The following is a 17,682-nucleotide window of genomic DNA, read 5'->3' as shown; positions in this document are numbered from 1 at the left end:
AGTCAGGTTTTTATCGCCGTCTCCGCAACTCATCGCCATGACTTTCACGGGCGATGAGCGCGCGCAGTCAGTACAGGTCGGAGCTGTACTGCTGTTCGGCGTGCTTATCATCGCCTTCTCCTCGTATCAGGCGTTTGCCGTCCCGGAGCAAAACCAGGAGGTGGAGTTCAATCATAATCAGGAGGTCCAGACGCAGTTGCAGGACCTGCGAAACGCCATCGTCTCCGTGCCGGGACAGCCGAGCCAGCAAGCCGTCTCGGTCCAGCTGGGGACGCGATACCCGAGTCGGCTGGTGGCGACGAATCCCGGGCCGCCGTCGGGGTTGCTGTACACAGATGGGACCAGCAACGAGTCCCAAAACCTCACGATTCGCAACGCCGAGGCACGCACCCCTGAGACGGCAGATTACTGGGACGGAACCACACCGCGGCACTACAACACGGGGGCCATCGCCTACAAGCCGGAGTACAACGTCTACGGAGAGGCCCCGGAAACGGTCTACGAGCACTCGGTCGTCTACAACCAGTTCCGCGAGGGGAACATCACGCTCTCGGAACAGGCGATGGTCGACGGGCGCGACATCACGCTCGTCGCACTCAACGGGTCGATGAGCCGCTCGGCAAGTGATTCGGTTACGGTCGACGTAGAGCCAAAGTCCCAGTCCTCCCGAACGGTCCGTGTAACAAATACGACGGCGACAGCAAACGTCTCAGTGTCGTTTCTCTCACGACTTCCGGCATCGGAGTGGAGAGTGCTTCTCGACGACGAAATCGACCCGAATCCAGGCAACAAAGGCAATGAACAGTACGTCGCGAGTGTCACTGGAGCCGAGGGACCGGGCTCGCTCTATAACGTCACTCTCGTTTTCGAACGAGGCTCCACGTATCGCCTGAAAATGGCGAAAGCGGGCGTCGGATCGGGCGACACCGACGAAAGTGACGCGTACCTCACGACAGTCGGCAGTGAAGATGTTACTGTCGCGAAGGGCGACGACGAAGAGATTGTACTGGAAGCCCGGGACGCGTACAACAATCCTGTAAGCGATATCGAAATTAACGGCTCAGTCGATGGAAGCAACGCTGGGTCCCTTACCACGGACACACAATCGTCCGACAGCGACGGTCGCGTCAGGTTCGTCTACGAGGCAGGCCAGTCGATGGCAACTGGAACATACACCGTCCAGTTCAGCTTAGATGAGGTCAACGGTTCGTTCGATGGCGAGACGCCTGAAGATGTCACGGTGCAGGTGACGGTGACGGAGGCAAATCAAGGATCCGGGGGCGAGTCCGGCAACACAGGTCTCATCTACAACGAGGACGCTATTGCCCTCAACAGCAATGGGAACACTGATGGGGGCGTTGATGGGGGCGTCCAGTTTAGTGTCACCAATGAATTAGGCGAGGAGATCACAATAACGACGGTGGCAATCGACCCGGTTAACGACGATATAATCCGACTCAGTGACACCTTTAGCAACGACCGTGACCCAGCACCACAAGAGAACGAAGTATATATTCAGGCAGACACTAACGGATATACCGACTTCGGTGGCGGAACAGATGTCCCACGGACTGTTGATGTCGACAGTGATGGCAGCCTGAACGGTCCAAACCCAGTACTGTCCGATACGTCAACGGCGACATTCCACCTGTTCGAGTTCATTCAGGATACCTTCTTTGGCTCTTCCGAGATAGATATGACCGGAGAGAGCGTCACGATAACCGTCACCTACGAGCTATCGAGTGGCGGTACCGATTCGAAGATGTTCACGGTCACCCCCGGCGGCGCGAACACGAACGCGCAACCGAACGCGGACTTCACGATAACCTCCAACGGGGGAGAATCGAACGGGAAATGGGATTTCGATGCCAGCCAGTCCAGTCCGCAGGGAGACATCGCAGCCTACGAGTGGGACCTCGACGGCGACGGTATCTTCGACGATGCGAACGGCCAGATATTAGAGAAGAGAAGTGTGTCGTCTGGCACGAAAGTAGCGCTCCGTGTCGTCGACGCAGAAGGGAACGCCGACACGGTCCGTAAAGTGGTGTAACAGTCTTTGTCGATAGATCTCAGCAGAGATTTACGGTAATGTAGACGACACCGTCGGCAGTCGCCGCGCCGACGCCGATGTGGTTCGCGTTCGCCACGTACAACGTGTCACGGGGGCCGGAGAGGTCGAACCAGTGGTCTGCGACAGTATCGGCGACCCGCGTCGCGTTCGCGCCGTTGGGGTCGACGCTCGTGACCAGTTCGAGGTCGGTCACCGGGCGGATGTACGCGTTCCCTTCGTGGCGGAGGCGGCACTGCTCGGACAGTCCGGCGGCCGCGTACCGGTCTGTCGTGTCTGACCCGTTCGCAATCGGGGAGGCCAATCCCTGTGCAGCCATTCGCTCACTGTGGTTGCCGGCCATGGCTGACAGCGTCTGGCCAGTTTTGGTCTCATCCGAGAGGGAGCCGTCGACGGCGTCGTTGGCAATCGGGTTGCCACGTCGGTCGTTGATTGCCGCCACAAGCCGGTCTTCGAGGCGGGCCGTATCGATAGCCGTCCCCGAATCAGCTGGCGTGGTCTGTGCCGTGTCCGGGGTCGCGGTAGATTCTGCGGACTGCGTCACTCCGGCCGCAGTCTCCTCGCTACTCGGCGTCGCCGGTGACGCACTTTCTGCACTGGGCGTCGCTGCTGGTGATGGTTCCGTGGATTCCACCGGTGCTGACTGGGTCGCGGCTGCACCAAGCGTCCCCTCGACCGCTACTCCTGCGAGTCCCGAGACACTGAGTGCCGCCAGAACTACCAAACCGAGTGTGATGACCGATCTCTTCATATGAAACGTCCCTGTACCGTTCCGAGAACTGATATCTGGGATACATTTATCCCGGAACTGGCTTGAACGGCGTAGATTCGGCTCTCTCTCCACAAATATGTTTGGACAGAATCGGCGCTCCGATTACCAGCGACGAAAACCCGCCCGTAAACATCTTTACTGTGGCTGCGTGTGCTGAGGTATGGGTGACCTGTCGCGGCGCGGCTTTGGGGTCTCGGTACTCGCCGCGCTCTCCGCCGGCTGTCTCGGGAGTCGGCCTGACCAGGAATCCGAGACGACGCCTGTCCCAGAACCGACAGCGTCACAGCGTGCTGCCACAACTGATCACACTGGGGCTGCCACAACGCCAGCGGCGGACAGTGCTGGGACTTCAGCGGATACCCCGACAGCACAGCGCGCCGAGGCGTCACAGACGAATAGTTCTACGGAAACGTCAGCACGGCTGCAGGTCGAGACCGAGACACCGACGCCAACACCCGAGCCGAACCACCGGTCGGTCGATACGACATTCCGTCTGGAAGAAAACGAGCATCAGGATTTCACGGTCAAGGTGACCGGCCAGACGACGCTCACCTACGACCTCATCGTTCGGCGTGGCCCGGCCGTGGATGTCATTCTGTTCACCGAAGAAGAATATCGGGCGTTCCAGAGCCGCTACCGGGCCCGATACGCTGGTGAGGTGTCGCGGTTCCACGAAACGAACATCCGCGACAATCGGATTACCATCTCACCGGGGACGTATCGGCTCGTGGTCAACAACACCGACTGGTCGCGTGCCGTTCCGTCACCGGATGAGCCGTACGACGTTCTCGAAGGCGAATGCATGGTCGATTTCTCTTTTAGTACGGAACCGACGACCAGCGAGTAACTGTCTCACAGAGCGTTCGCGGCCCATCGGCGCAATACTAGTCAACCGTCGAAAGAGAAGTCGACAAGCCCATATACATCCACGCTGACGCTAGACGTATGACTGCAGTCGGTATCGACGCTATGGAGATCTGGACCGGGAAGCTCAAACTCGACCTCGCGCAGACGTTCGCGCCGGCCCAGGGGGACGATCCGGGGAAGTACACGAAGGGGCTCGGCCTGCGTGCCTCGTCGTTCCCGGACGTGTACGAGGACATCGTCACGATGGGGGCGAACGCGGCCCATCGTCTGATGGAGCGCAAGGGGCTGACACCCGAGGACATCGGCCGCATCGACGTGGCGACTGAGAGTGCCTTCGACAACTCGAAGCCCGTCTCGACGTACATCGCGGGTTGTCTCGAACAGGTGTACGACGAGAACTTCCACCACGCCAACAAGGGCGAGCGGAAGTTCGCCTGTATCTCCGGGACACAGAGCCTCGACGACGCATACAACTGGATCCGCGCCGGACGGAACCGCGGTCGGGCCGCGCTCGTCATCGCAACTGACACCGCACTGTACGCCCGCGACGACCCCGGCGAGGCCACGCAGGGAGCCGGCGCGGTGGCGATGCTCGTTGACGAAGACCCGAATCTGGTCGAACTCTCGACCGAACAGGGGTACGGCAGCGCCGACGAAACTGACTTCCTCAAGCCCAATCAGCAGTTCCCGTCCGTCGACGGCAAGCGCTCGGTGAACGTCTACCTCGCTCGCATGCGCGAGGCGCTGGAGGACTTCGCGGAGGTGGCCGGCGATATCCACCCGGGCGACTACAAGATGATTCCGTTCCACACGCCGTTCCCAGGGATGGTCCGGAAGGCCGCGGCACTCGGCTACCGACACATCATCCGCGGCACCGACGTGGGCGACCTGATGGCCGAGGAGATCGGTCACCAGCCCATGCGCGCGGACTTCGAGACTGACGACGAGTTCCACGCGGCTATCAAGGAGTACACCGACGCACTCACGGAAACCGAGCGCTATCAGGACTGGTACGCTAACACCATCGAGCCGACGCTCGAGATCTCCCGGGAGGTCGGGAACTGGTACACCGGTTCCGTCCACATCGCCCGCGCCGCCGGCCTGAAACACGCCCGTGAGAACGGACTAGATCTGGACGAAGCTCAATTGTTAGTTGCCTCCTACGGGTCCGGCGCACAGGCGGAGGTCCACGCCGAAACCATTGTCCCCGGCTGGGAGGAGGAGATCGGCGCGCTCAACATCGACGAGCAGATCCGGAACCGCCACGAGCTCACCTTTGCGGAGTACGAACAGGTCCACGACGTCCATAATCACGATACTGAGGCCGATGTCGAGGAGTTCACCGCACCAGAAAAGGAGTTCGCCTTCGACGGCTGGGGCCGGATGGGTGAGCGGAAATATCGGTACGTGGAATAGCGAGAGCCCGAGCAAAGCGAGGGGTCTCGTACACGACGAGCGGCGTAGCCGCGAGAATAGCGAGATTCGAGGCGAGCAGCGCGAGCGAGAACCTCGAATAGCGAGGGGAGGGGGAACGCAGTGACCCGTGAGCAGCGAGAGGGCGAACGTAGTGAGCGGCCCTCAAAAAAGAGCGACGACGACAGGCATGGGGAGTAGCGAGGAACGTATTATGGGCTGCTGTGAATATACCAGCACTATTTGCGTCGGCAGTGAGCAGTATGCAACAACTATTTATCAGTTCTCCACCAGATGCGTGCTTGAACCGTAACCGAGGAGCCAATGATCGGGTTGGAACGAGGGACAGTCAAACTCGTACAGTATCGAGAGAGGTGGAAAGCCTCCTATGAGGAAGAAGTTGAGCGCCTGAAAACCGTTGCTGGTGAGCGACTGCTCGATTTCGAACACATCGGTAGTACCGCAATTGAAGGCTTGCCAGCGAAACCGATAATCGATATCCTTGCAGTTGTCGAGAGTCTGGAAGAAGCGGGAGCGTTGGTTCCAGTTCTTGAACAGAACGGGTATGAGCACCGACCCGATGAAGACGTATGCGGTCGGCTATTCTTCGCCAAAGGTCCACGTACGAACCGGACGTACTACCTTTCACTCGTGGAATGTGATAGTGATTTCTATCACGAAAAAATCGCCTTCAGGGAGTACCTCAGAGAACATCCAGAGGTTGCTGAACAATATGCGTCGCTAAAGAGGGCGCTAGCGGAGAAATACCCGAAAAGACGAGAGAGATACACTGCTGAAAAAAGTGATTTCATTCGAGATGTACTTGACAGTGCAATGAGTGAGTAGCAGTCCGACGGAGCAGTTATGTCACGCTGTCCGGTGCACAAAGAGATCGCAGTCACGACAGCAGTCGTTTTCCAGAGAGTGCGTCGGCGAGCGCGAAACAGTACGGTCAGAACCGGCTCGCTCAGGGAAGCTCTCGCAGGCCGCCCAGCACGTCCTCGAGATCGGTGTCAGTGATCGCCAGCGAGAAGTCGTCGATGCGGGCCAGATCTTCCGCGTGGTCCCAGACAGCATCCTCGTTGAGCCCGTGGAGGATGACGGCGTTGGGCGTCGGTGAGACGACGCGGAGCGCGACCAGTGGAGATTCGCCGCGGGTCACGTTCGTGAACACGAGCGCGCGGTTCGTCGACTGGCCGTACAGCTGGTAGAACTCGTCCGAGGAGAGGCGCGTGATGGCGGCGATGGAGTTGATGACGGTGTGGCCCGCGACAGTGTCCTGACTACCCCGGAACAGTTCCTCGGCGTCGATGGCGTCGTAGACGCGCTCGACACCCACATTCGCGGAGTATTCGCGGAGGTCGTGGACCACGTCGCTGTCGAACCCAGCCGAAAGCACGCGGGCGTGCTGACGGATGTGGTCGCCACCGCGGTTCTCGTCGATGTCGAGCAGGGCGACGACGAGTCGCCTGACCACGCCGATACCGGGGTTGTCGCGCCGCCCGCTCTCGTAGTCCGAGACCACGGACGGGGAGACGTCGAGTTCGTCGGCGAGTTCGGTCTGTGCAACGTCGAAGTCAGTGCGCCACTTCCGCAGGGTCGCCCCTGGGTCGTCGCTCAGTGCCACCTCACCCGCCATTTTTTCCGCGAGGTCGTCGCGTGCGCCCCCTGCCATTAGTTCACACGCTGGAGGGTCGCGAATAAAAGGGTATCGGAACCACGGGCGCTTACCGGCGGGCGGTCAGTTCGACGGCAGCAAGGACACTGTTTGATGGGGCGTGAACGACGCGTACCTCGATGGTGTCGCCGGGCTCAACGGTCTCGCCGCCGGCGTTCAGTTGGAACGTGATGGCCCGGCCCGCTGACCACCGCTGGCCGCCGTTGGCGATGACACCGCCGACACAGTAATCATAGACGACGTTGTCCGGGTCGTCAATGTTGCTCGCTGACAGCGCCGTCCCGGAGACTGGCAGGTCGACGATGCGAGCGTCGCTGTCGGGGAGTGCAACAGCGATTGTCAGTTCGTCGGCCGGAACCGGGTCGCCGCCGGCGTGTCGAATCGACACCGTGTTGACGCCGCATCCACCCGATGGGCCAGTCACGAAATCTCCGGTCGAGCGGGCGACAGTGGGCGTCCGCTGGTTCAGGTCGCTGCTCGCAGTGACCACAAATCCGCCGACTGCCGCAGCCAGAAAGACAGTAATCGAGAGCATGAGGACGACGCCGATGACTGGGCTGACGCCGCGAGGGTCACGAGAGAGATTTCGTCCGGCCACTGGTGGGACAGGCTGCCCGTTGCTTCCAATAAAAACCTCAGCAGTAGACCGGTACTGCTCCGCAATCACTAAACGCCGGTCGCGCCAACCACAATCAAATGGATTGGACGGAGAAGTACCGCCCGACGACGCTGTCAGAGGTGCGGGGCAACGACAAGGCCCGCGACGCACTCAAAAAGTGGGCGGACACGTGGGACGACCACCGCGAGGCAGTTATCCTCTATGGCTCCCCGGGCATCGGGAAAACCTCGGCCGCCCACGCGCTGGCAAACGACATGGGGTGGCCGACCATCGAACTCAACGCCAGCGACTCCCGGACCAAGGACGTCATCAATCGGGTGGCCGGCGAGGCCGCCAAGTCCGGGACGCTGACCGCTGGCGGTGGCGGCCGCCGGCTCGTCATCATGGACGAGGCAGACAACATCCACGGCAACGCCGACCGCGGGGGCGCACGAGCGATAACAGCCCTCGTGAAGGAGGCCAGCCAGCCGATGATTCTCATCGCCAACGAGTACTACGAGATGTCAAACGGTCTGCGGAACAACTGCCAAGACATCGAGTTCCGGGATGTCTCGCCCCGCTCTATCGTCCCGGTCCTGCGTGACCTCTGTCGTCAGGAGGGCGTCGAGTACGAGTCCGACGCGCTGCAGGAACTCGCCGAGCAAAACAGCGGCGACCTGCGGGGCGCTGTCAAGGACCTCCAGGCCATCGCCGAGACGACGGAACGGCTGACCGCTGACGACGTGGTGACCGGCGAACGGGATACGACCGAGGGCATCTTCGAGTACCTCGACGTGGTGCTCAAGGAGGCCGGCGCGCAGGACGCGCTTGAGGCCAGTTACGATGTGGACGAGACGCCGGACGACCTCATCAACTGGATCGAGGACAACATGCCCAAGGACTACGAGGGGGGCGAACTGGTCCGCGCATACGAGTTCCTCTCGAACGCCGACCAGTGGCTCGGCCGCGTCCGGGAGACACAGAACTACTCCTTCTGGCGGTACGCCGGCGACAACATGACCGCCGGCGTCGCCGCGGCCCGAGACGGAACGAAGGGCGGCTGGACCCGCTACGGCCCGCCGAGCTACTGGTCGAAACTCGGTCGGTCGAAGGGGACCCGGAACACGCGGGACTACGTCGCCCAGCAGATAGCCGCTATCGACGGCGTCTCGATGCGGACCGCTCGCCGGGAGATCATGCCGTTCCTCGCGACGATGACGCACCACTGCCGAAACCGAGACCTAACGGTGGCAATGGCAGCGACCTACGATATGGAGGCCGAACACGTTTCTTTCGTCACCGGGTCGGGCAAGGACACGAACAAGGTGCAGGACATCGTCGCCGACGCCGAGGCACTCAAGGAGGAAGCCGCCGTCGAGCACTCCGGCGGGGTTTTCGAGGGTGCGAGTGCCAACGGCGGCGACGGGGACAGCGATGCAGATGGCGATGCTCCAGATACCGATGCTGGCGAGGAGAGCGGTGACCAGCAGGTGACCCTTGCGGCGGACGATGGCGCTGAATCCGACGCCACCAGTGACAGCACCGCTACCGATGACGAGGCGGAAACAGCGAGTGAAGCCGCCGAAGACGACGACCAGCAGTCCGGCCTTTCTGACTTTATGTAGTCATCGACTGGTCGTGCCGAGGCCCGGAATTGCGACCCGGTCTTCGACGTATTCCATCAGAAGCGACGCCGAGAGGACCAGCGCCAGATACAGCAGCCCGGCGAGGACGAACAGCTCCGTGTACCGGTAGGTCTCGCTAGCGATGGCGTCGGTCCGCTCGAACAGTTCACGGACGGTGATGAAACTCGCGAGCGACGAGTACTTGATGAGGTACACCAGTTCGTTCGACCAGCCCGGAATGGCGTAGCGAAGGCCCTGGGGCAGGACGACGTGGCGTATTCCATCGACCTTCGAGAGCCCGATGGCACGTGCGGCGGTGAGTTGCCCCTCCGGAACGGAGTTCAGCGCCGAGCGGATGTACTCCGACTGGTAGGCGGCGCTGTTGAGCATGAACGCGATAACGGCCACCCAGAACGCCTGCGCGGGGATGAATTCGGTCCCGACCGCGGGCAGTTCGCGGATAATCGTCGTCAGCGGCGTCGCGAAGTAGAGGACGAATAACTGGGCGAGCAGCGGCGTCCCGCGGAACAGTTCGGTGTATCCCAGTGCAAGCGAACGGGTGAGCGTCCCACCGTACACCCGAGCAACACTGAGTGGGACGGCGATAAAGAACCCGAGCGCGATACCCAGCAGCGTTAGCAGTATCGTCGCCCACACGCCGGTCGCCAGTGGCGGCAGATACGGAATCGACGCCGCCAAGAACTCGAAGAAGCCGGCGACCCAGCCGACGGGGACCCCGACCGGACCGAGACTCGCCGCGAGACCGCCGAGCGTCGACGCGGCCGACTCGAACGGTGCAGTCGGGAAGAACGACGTGTTGCGCTCGATGAGCGCGCCGTCTAGCAGGAAGTCGTTCGTCCAGCGCACGACGAGCCACGTCCAGAAAGCCCCGACAGTCAGCAGCGTCAGCGGCTGGTCGGTCAGCCCGGCAGCACGGGCACGGAGCGTTCGCCCGGCGGTCGTGGACTCCGGCGTCCCCATCGGTCACTCCTCCTCGTGGGCCGTTTCGAGGCGGCTGAGGAATTCCCCGGTCCGGGCCGCCTGGGGGTTCTCGAACAGCTGTTCCGGCGGGCCGTGTTCGACAATTTGCCCATCGTCAAGGAAGATGATGTCCGACGCTGCAGACCGCGCGAACCCCATCTCGTGGCTGACGACAAGCATCGTGATGCCCTCCGCTGCGAGGTCGCGCATCACCTCAACGACCTCGCCGACGAGTTCGGGGTCAAGCGCGCTGGTCGGCTCGTCGAACAGGAGGAGCTTCGGGTCCATGGCGAGCGCGCGGGCGATGCCGACGCGCTGCTTCTGGCCGCCTGAGAGTTCGGCGGGATACGAGTCAGCCTGGTCCAGGAGCCCGACCTGTTCGAGGTGTTCGTACCCCTTCTCCTGCGCCGCCGCTTTGTCCATGCCACGGACTTTCCGCAGGCCGAGCGTGATGTTTCCGAGTGCCGTGAGATGGGCAAAGAGGTTGAAATCCTGAAACACCATCCCGACCTGCTTTCGGAGTTCGTTCACGTCGGTGTCGGCGTCGGTAACACAGTCGCCGTCAAGGTAGATATCGCCGCCGTTGATCTCGGTGAGGCGGTTCACACAGCGCAGCATCGTTGACTTGCCGCTTCCGCTGGGACCGATGACTACGTCGACATCCCCGGCGTCCATCTCGAAACTGACGCCGGAGAGCACCTGTTCCTCGCCGTAGGACTTGTACACGTCGTCAAGTTCCAACAGCGGGTCGCTCATGCCCGCTCACCGCCGGGAATGCTGAAATGGTCGTCGACGTAGTCGAGCGAACGGTTCGTCACGAACGTGAGGACGAAGTAGATGAGGCTCACAGTTAGGAAAATCTCAAGCGCAGCGGTGCTCTGACCGCCCTGGTAGAGGTTCTGGCCGACGGTCAGCAGCTCGCCGAGGCCGATGACGATGGCGATACTCGTGTCTTTCAGGACGATCGTGAACTCGTTTTGGAAGCCAGGCACGCTCCGGCGGAGCGCCTGTGGGACAACGACGCTGCGGATCGCCTGTAGCCGGCCCATACCGACAGCACGAGCGGCTTCCAGCTGTCCCTCGTCGACGCTCTGGAGCGCGCCGCGGAATATCTGTGACTGGTAGGCGGCGCTCCGGAGCCCGAGTGCGATGGTCGCGGTCACGAAGGCGCTGCTTGACACCGAGAGGCCGAAGAACAGCAGGATGATGATGACGAGCAGCGGCGTCCCGCGAAGGACGACGCCGGCCGTCTCGACGGCGCGTTTGAGCGGGCCGCGCCCGTAGACCTCAACGGCACCCGCCGGAAACCCGAGCAGAAAGCCAAGCAGGATGCTCGTCGCTGTCAGGGCGACCGTGACACCCGTGCCGACGAGTAGCAGGTCGAGGTTCCCGATGACGAACGCCCAGTCACTCTGCAACGGGAGGGGTGGCATCGGTTACTGCTGGCCGAACCACTTGTTCGTCAGGTCCTGGTAGGTGCTGCCATCCCTGACGGTGGACAGGCCGTCATTGAGCGCCTGCGTGAACTCGTCGTCGCCATCGCGGACGCCAAAGCCGAAGTTCTCGCCCGTCTCGTAGGTGAAGGCGATGGTGACCGGGCGCTGTGCGGCGAACGTCTGTGCGACCGGCTCGTCGATGACGACGGCGTCGATGTTGCCGTTCTGGAGGTCCTCGACAGCCAGCACGTAGTTGCCATAGGAGTTGTAGTTCGACTCATCGAGGTTCCCCGGCGAGATGAGTTCGTCCTGTACCGTCGTCTCGCCAGTTGTTCCCTTCTGTGCGCCGATGGGGCGTCCGGAGAGGTCCGACAGGGACGCCGGCGAGAAGTCGCCGTCCTCACGGACGACAATCGCTTGATTCGAACTGTAGTACGGATCGGTGAAGTCGATGGTCTCGTCGCGCTCGTCGTTGATCGTCATCCCCGCGGCGACTACGTCGATGTTCTCGTTCGTCAGCGCCGGAATCAGTGACTTGAACTCGAACTCTTCCCAGCCGGCCAGGGTGTAGTCGGTCTCGTCGACGACCGCTTCGAGCAGGTCGATGTCGAACCCGACGAGTTCGCCGTCCTGCTTCATCTCGAACGGCGGGAACCCCGGTGCAGTTCCGGCAGTGATTTCGGTACTGCCGTCGCCGCCGTTACCGCCACCGCCGCCGAAACAGCCGGCAAGTGAGACGGTTACTGCGGTTCCACCGACCGTGGAGAGATACTGGCGTCGTGAAAGGCCGTCGTCTGACATAGTCCTCACCACACGACAGACCGGAATATATCTTACGTGTTAACCACGGGGGTGGTACTCGTATTCAATCGTCAGCGCGTGCTGTGTGCTGGGTATCGGCCGATTGCACCGACGGCGGCTCCGCCGTATCGGTGTAGGCCCACGCCGTCGCCGCGACCATCGCGCCGAAGATGAGCTGTGCGGCCCCGTGGTGGAGCACCTGCGCCGTGGCACCGAAGTTGAAGATGGTGTTTGCGCCGAGGAGGACCTGAACCGGGAGCACGACCGTTGCGACGGCAGTTGCGAGCTTGATCCGCCGGCTGTACTCACCGCGCCACGCGGCGATTGTCGAACCGAGAATGCCGAAGCCGGTGATCATCGCGACTAAACGGTGGAACCACTCGACGAAACTCGCCCAGTTTGCGGGGAACAGCCCCATCCAGCCGTCACAGAACGGCCAGCGTGCCTCACAGGTCAGCCCGGCACCGATAGCGCCGGTGTACACGCCGAGCAGGATGAGTGCGAACGTCAGCACCGTCGTCGTCGCCACCAGTCGGCGGAAACGGGTGGTCATACCTAGACCTTCGGTTGCACGTACTTATGCTCTCTTTTCGCGCTTGGCCGCCGAGCACAGTTATCTTTACTGATATTCTCGGAGTCACCTTTACCTACAGGTGTGTTGGAATGGAACATAGCTACCTTATGTTCGAACAGATCCGCACCTACATCTACGGCCAGGGGTCACGTTCTTCGGACGCTGGGGCCCGGCGGGCGGACGGCGGATTCGTCGCGAGTGACGGACGGACTCGCTTTTTGACCGACGCCATTGACCCGGACTCACCGCATCTCGACAATTGCTTCGAGGACCCAGACAAGGCCGCGATTGGGACACAACACGTTGAGCGGCAGTTCGAACTCGGCTCAGACGAACTCCAGGCGCTGATCGACGACTACAAGACCGCTGGGATCAGCCAACGTGAGTTCGTCGCAACACAGGGCTTCGTCACCGAATCGCTCGTCGAAGGTGCGTTCGAGCAGCTTCGGGATGAACTCGGCCCGGATGCCCAAGCCGCCATCGACACTGTCGAGGCGGAGCTTCACGAAGGACTGGAAACGACACGATCCGTCTCCCAGGCCGGCGTCGATGCGTTCAGCGGCTCTGCAGCTAAAAGTGGCGCTAACGAAGGGTTCGACTACCACGACGTACTGCAGCATATCGGGACGCCGCTCTTTGTTCTGGATACGAACGGCGATATCCTCAGCTGGAACAGTTCGATAGAAAACCTTACCGGCGTCTCCGAGGCCGAAGCACAGGAGATGGAGATGGCGAGTATGGCGTTCTATCCGGACGGCCGACGCGGAAAGACACTCGCCGACAAAGTCCTCGATGCCCCGGAGACCACCCACACAGAGTACGACGTGCCGAAGGTCGAAGACGAGGATTTCACGCTGTACCGCGATACGAGCGTGATGGCCGACCAGCACGGGAACGAACGCCACATCTCGTTCAGCGCTGCCCCGATTTACGACGGCGACGGCGAACTCATCGCGGTCGTCGAGATGGTCCAGGACCGAACTGACGAGGCCAACCGCCACGAGGCCGTGACGAGTCTGGTCGATGAAGTCAAATCGACCATGGCCGCACTCAAAAACGGCCGCCTCGACGCCCGGGCGTCGTTCGACCGGACTGACGGCGGCGAGTACGTCGACGACCAGCTGTACGAGGTCGTTGGTTCGCTCAACGACATGGCCGAACAGGTCGAGCAGTTGGCGGACCAAGTGGACGCACAGGCACAGCAACTTGCGACCACTATCGAGCAGGCGAATTCGTCCGCAGCGGCTGTCGAGAGCCGGGTTACCGAACAGACCGACTCCCTCACCCAGGCGGCCGACAATATTCAGGACATCGGGGCCGGGATGGAGGAAGTCGCCGCAACGTCGAGCGAAGTGGCGTCAGCAGCACAGCGCGCGAAGGCGGCTGCGGAAGACGGATCAAATGCCGGTGAAGCGGTCATGGACGTTACCGATGGCCTCACCGAGACGAGCGAAGACCTCGTGGACACCGTCACAGACCTCGACGACCAGATGGACGAAGTGAGCGAGATCGTCGAGATAATCGCCGACGTGGCGGAGCAGACGAATATGCTCGCGCTGAACGCCAACATCGAGGCGGCCAGGGCCGGCGAAAGCGGGAGCGGGTTCGCTGTCGTGGCCGACGAGGTGAAGACGCTCGCAAACGAGACGAGCGAGTACGCCTCCGAGATCTCGACGAGCATCACCACGATTCAGGATCAGGCAACCGAGACGGCCGAAATGGTCGAAACCTCCCACGAACAGGTCGAGCGTGCGGAGACCGAGATCGCAGACGCACTGGATGCGCTGGACGAGATTTCCGACGCCGTCGAGGAAGCGACAAGGGGCATCCAAGAGGTCGCCGACGCCAACGACGACCAGGCGAGCGCTATCGAGAACGTGACTTCGATGGTCGAAGACGCACAGAACCACGCCCAAGAGGCTGAAACGGCAACGAAGGAAATTGTCAAGGCCACCGACAGACAAGAAGATGCGGTCACCGAACTGACCGACCGAGTCGGCGAGCTCACCAACACGAACTGAGGTCCGCGGCCAGTCCATCGGGCAGGTCCCCGGCGGCGGCTGTTTTCCAATTGGTGGGACACAACCGGGGCAAAAACCGCTGCAACAAGCCGCCATTCGACAGCCGTCGTTGTACCGCTCGTCCATTGACGGTAAACTTGTCTTTTTTACAGTTGGGTTCGACATCCGGGTATGGGACTTGACGAGGACGCACTGGAGTATCACCGGAGCAAGCCGCCGGGGAAGATAGAGATTGCGACGACAAAGCCGACGAACACACAGCGGGACCTCTCGCTAGCCTACTCGCCCGGCGTGGCCGCGCCGTGTGAGGAGATCGACAAAGACCCTGAGAAGGCCTTCGAGTACACCGCGAAAGGGAACCTCGTGGGCGTCGTCTCCGACGGGTCCGCCGTGCTCGGCCTCGGCGACATCGGTCCGGAAGCCGGGAAGCCGGTCATGGAAGGAAAGGGCGTGCTGTTCAAGCGGTTTGCCGACATCGACGTGTTCGACGTGGAGCTGGACACGGACAACGCCGACGCCATGATACAGACGGTAGAGGCGATGGAGCCGACCTTCGGCGGCATCAATCTCGAAGATATCGCCGCCCCAGAGTGTTTCGAGGTCGAGCGCCGGCTCAGCGAGAAACTCGACATCCCGGTGTTCCACGATGACCAACACGGGACCGCGATCATCTCCGGCGCGGCGCTGGTCAACGCGGCCGACATCGCCGACAAGGAACTGGCGGACCTGGAGGTCGTCTTCTCCGGGGCCGGAGCGTCCGCGATTGCATCCGCGAAGTTCTACGTCTCCCTTGGCGTCTCGAAGGACAACATCACGATGTGTGACTCTTCGGGTATCATCACCGAGGAACGAGCGACGCACGAGGAACTCAACCGGTTCAAACAGGAGTTCGCACGCGACATCCCGGAGGGTGACCTCGCCGACGCAATGGACGGGGCCGACGTGTTCGTCGGGCTCTCCGTCGGCGGCATCGTCGATCAGGAGATGGTGCGGTCGATGGCCAGCGACCCCATCATCTTCGCGATGGCGAACCCGGACCCGGAGATCGGCTACGAGTCGGCCAAGGCCGCCCGCGACGACACGGTCATCATGGCGACCGGCCGCTCGGACTACCCGAATCAGGTCAACAACGTCCTCGGGTTCCCGTTCATCTTCCGTGGCGCGCTCGACGTGCGGGCGACCGAGATCAACGAGGAGATGAAGGTTGCAGCGGCCCGCGCGCTGGCCGATCTCGCAAGGCAGGACGTTCCCGACGAGGTCGTCAAAGCCTACGGCGACCAGCCCCTGCAGTTCGGCCCGGACTACATCATCCCGAAACCGCTTGACCCGCGGGTCCTGTTCGAGGTGACCCCCGCGGTCGCCGAGGCCGCCATCGAGAGCGGCGCAGCACGGACGGAGATCGATACGGAGGCCTACGTCGAGGAACTCGAAGCGCGGCTGGGCAAGTCCCGCGAGATGATGCGCGTCGTGCTCAACAAGGCCAAGAGCGACCCCCAGCGGGTCGTGCTCGCCGAGGGCCACGACGAGAAGATGATCCGCGCGGCCTACCAGCTGGTCGAACAGGGCATCGCCGAGCCGGTCCTCATCGGTGACGCCGACCGAATCGAGTCCACGCGCCGGAAGTTCGGGCTGGAGTTCGACCCCGTCGTCGTCGACCCCGAGACAGCCGACGTGGCCGACTACGCCGACCGACTGTACGAACTCCGCCGGCGGAAAGGCATTACCCGCCGCGAGGCCGACGAACTCATTCGGGACGGCAACTACCTCGGCAGTGTGATGGTCGAGATGGGCGACGCCGACGCGATGCTGACCGGCCTGACCCACCACTATCCCTCCGCCCTGCGCCCGCCGCTGCAGGTCATCGGCACGGCCGACGACGCCGACTACGCGGCCGGGGTGTACATGCTGACGTTCAAGAACCGTGTCATCTTCTGTGCGGACACCACCGTTAATCAGGACCCCGATACGGACGTGCTGGAGGAGGTCACCCGTCACACCGGGGAACTGGCCCGTCGGTTCAACGTCGAGCCGCGGGCGGCGATGCTGTCGTACTCGAACTTCGGCAGCGTCGACAACCCCGGGACCAAGAAGATCCGTCGGGCGGTCTCCCGTCTGCAGGACGACGACCGCGTCGACTTCCCGGTCGACGGCGAGATGCAGGCCGACACCGCTGTCGTCGAGGACATCCTGCAAGACACCTACGAGTTCTCCGAACTCGACGACCCCGCGAACGTCCTCGTGTTCCCCAACCTCGAAGCCGGGAACATCGGCTACAAGCTCCTTCAGCGGCTGGGCGGCGCTGAGGCCATCGGACCGATGCTCGTCGGCATGGACAAGCCGGTCCACGTTCTCCAGCGTGGTGACGAGGTCAAGGACATCGTGAACCTTGCGGGCGTTGCCGTCGTCGACGCACAGCAAGAGTAACCGATATAACTGTCTTTTTGAGGCGTTTACTGCGGAACGCGCAGAGCGTGCTTCGCACTGAAACCAGTTCGAAAGGCCAGCGTTCGGGCCCGTCGCCGGAACGCGATGTCACGTACCGTCTCGCCGTCGACCACGAGTCGGTGGGTGGATAAAGAGCGCATCGATGACCGCCACAGCGCCAACGAGTGCGCCGCCAGCGATTGCCGCCTGAAGCGAGAGGCCCAGAACAACCGCGGCGGCGAGCGTGAAGATGAACACCACGGGGATGACGGCGAGGACGAGGTCGTGCCGCGTCGGCAACTGACGCGGCAACAGTTGCTCGACGTACTGTCCACTGAAACCGTCCGATCCGTCAGTTCTGGTGCTCAACGTAGCTCACCTCCCACTGTATACTATCCTATTTCTAATATATAAAATTTGGTCT

The 17,682-nt window shown here is 62.0% G+C and carries 16 protein-coding genes; 7 read left to right on the top strand and 9 right to left on the bottom strand.

Annotated elements, in window-relative coordinates; genetic code table 11:
• Positions 1-37 precede the first annotated feature (37 nt).
• The gene (locus AV059_RS11840) at positions 38-2,050 is read left to right on the top strand and encodes a hypothetical protein (protein WP_058994637.1); all 2,013 of its coding nucleotides are present in this window, start codon (positions 38-40) and stop codon (positions 2,048-2,050) included.
• Positions 2,051-2,069: 19 nt separating this feature from the next.
• On the opposite strand, the gene AV059_RS11835 is transcribed toward AV059_RS11840, so the two are convergent.
• Complete coding sequence (locus AV059_RS11835; protein ID WP_058994635.1) at positions 2,070-2,819, bottom strand: hypothetical protein; 750 nt, start codon at positions 2,817-2,819, stop codon at positions 2,070-2,072.
• 181 nt (positions 2,820-3,000) lie between these two features.
• On the opposite strand from AV059_RS11835, the gene AV059_RS11830 reads away from it, so the two are divergent.
• From AV059_RS11830 to AV059_RS11820, 3 genes are all read left to right on the top strand, one after another.
• The gene (locus tag AV059_RS11830; protein WP_058994633.1) at positions 3,001-3,687 is read left to right on the top strand and encodes a hypothetical protein; all 687 of its coding nucleotides are present in this window, start codon (positions 3,001-3,003) and stop codon (positions 3,685-3,687) included.
• Between the two features lie 98 nt (positions 3,688-3,785).
• Positions 3,786-5,123 carry a hydroxymethylglutaryl-CoA synthase gene (gene hmgB / locus AV059_RS11825; protein ID WP_058994631.1) on the top strand — a complete coding sequence of 446 codons (1,338 nt, stop codon included), beginning with the start codon at positions 3,786-3,788 and terminating at the stop codon, positions 5,121-5,123.
• A 321-nt stretch (positions 5,124-5,444) separates the two neighbouring features.
• Complete coding sequence (locus AV059_RS11820) at positions 5,445-5,966, top strand: GrpB family protein (RefSeq protein ID WP_058994628.1); 522 nt, start codon at positions 5,445-5,447, stop codon at positions 5,964-5,966.
• A gap of 121 nt (positions 5,967-6,087) precedes the next feature.
• Here the strand turns inward: AV059_RS11820 and AV059_RS11815 are convergent, their stop codons facing one another.
• Complete coding sequence (locus AV059_RS11815; RefSeq protein ID WP_058994626.1) at positions 6,088-6,795, bottom strand: helix-turn-helix domain-containing protein; 708 nt, start codon at positions 6,793-6,795, stop codon at positions 6,088-6,090.
• Positions 6,796-6,847: 52 nt separating this feature from the next.
• Positions 6,848-7,396, bottom strand: a complete 549-nt coding sequence (locus tag AV059_RS11810; RefSeq protein WP_079990760.1) for a type IV pilin — start codon at positions 7,394-7,396, stop codon at positions 6,848-6,850.
• Between the two features lie 98 nt (positions 7,397-7,494).
• Here AV059_RS11810 and AV059_RS11805 point away from each other — a divergent pair, with 98 nt between their 5' ends.
• Positions 7,495-9,021: a replication factor C large subunit gene (locus AV059_RS11805; protein ID WP_058994624.1), complete on the top strand. Its 1,527-nt coding sequence runs from the start codon at positions 7,495-7,497 to the stop codon at positions 9,019-9,021.
• Here the strand turns inward: AV059_RS11805 and AV059_RS11800 are convergent, their stop codons facing one another.
• From AV059_RS11800 to AV059_RS11780, 5 genes are all read right to left on the bottom strand, one after another.
• Positions 9,022-10,002 (bottom strand): amino acid ABC transporter permease, encoded by a 981-nt coding sequence (locus AV059_RS11800; RefSeq protein WP_058994623.1) that lies wholly within the window; start codon positions 10,000-10,002, stop codon positions 9,022-9,024.
• Between the two features lie 3 nt (positions 10,003-10,005).
• Complete coding sequence (locus AV059_RS11795; RefSeq protein WP_058994621.1) at positions 10,006-10,758, bottom strand: amino acid ABC transporter ATP-binding protein; 753 nt, start codon at positions 10,756-10,758, stop codon at positions 10,006-10,008.
• A complete protein-coding gene (locus tag AV059_RS11790; protein ID WP_058994619.1) occupies positions 10,755-11,435 on the bottom strand; it encodes an amino acid ABC transporter permease in 681 nt (226 codons plus the stop codon). Before AV059_RS11790 ends, AV059_RS11795 begins: the two co-directional genes overlap by 4 nt.
• 3 nt (positions 11,436-11,438) lie before the next feature.
• A complete protein-coding gene (locus AV059_RS11785; protein ID WP_058994616.1) occupies positions 11,439-12,239 on the bottom strand; it encodes a basic amino acid ABC transporter substrate-binding protein in 801 nt (266 codons plus the stop codon).
• Positions 12,240-12,303: 64 nt separating this feature from the next.
• A complete protein-coding gene (locus tag AV059_RS11780) occupies positions 12,304-12,792 on the bottom strand; it encodes a COX15/CtaA family protein (RefSeq protein ID WP_058994614.1) in 489 nt (162 codons plus the stop codon).
• Positions 12,793-12,920: 128 nt separating this feature from the next.
• On the opposite strand from AV059_RS11780, the gene AV059_RS11775 reads away from it, so the two are divergent.
• Both AV059_RS11775 and AV059_RS11770 read left to right on the top strand, forming a co-directional pair.
• On the top strand, positions 12,921-14,834 hold the full coding sequence (locus AV059_RS11775; RefSeq protein WP_058997586.1) for a methyl-accepting chemotaxis protein: 1,914 nt from the start codon (positions 12,921-12,923) through the stop codon (positions 14,832-14,834).
• A 171-nt stretch (positions 14,835-15,005) separates the two neighbouring features.
• Positions 15,006-17,258: an NADP-dependent malic enzyme gene (locus tag AV059_RS11770; RefSeq protein WP_058994612.1), complete on the top strand. Its 2,253-nt coding sequence runs from the start codon at positions 15,006-15,008 to the stop codon at positions 17,256-17,258.
• A gap of 108 nt (positions 17,259-17,366) precedes the next feature.
• Here the strand turns inward: AV059_RS11770 and AV059_RS11765 are convergent, their stop codons facing one another.
• Positions 17,367-17,627, bottom strand: a complete 261-nt coding sequence (locus AV059_RS11765; protein WP_058994610.1) for a hypothetical protein — start codon at positions 17,625-17,627, stop codon at positions 17,367-17,369.
• Between the last annotated feature and the right edge of the window lie 55 nt (positions 17,628-17,682).

The sequence above is a fragment of the Haloarcula sp. CBA1127 genome (assembly GCF_001485575.1).
In the GTDB taxonomy this organism is placed as follows: Archaea; Halobacteriota; Halobacteria; order Halobacteriales; family Haloarculaceae; genus Haloarcula.
The sequence above is the reverse complement of the archived record's forward strand: the minus strand, read 5'-3'. Positions and strand labels throughout refer to the sequence as shown.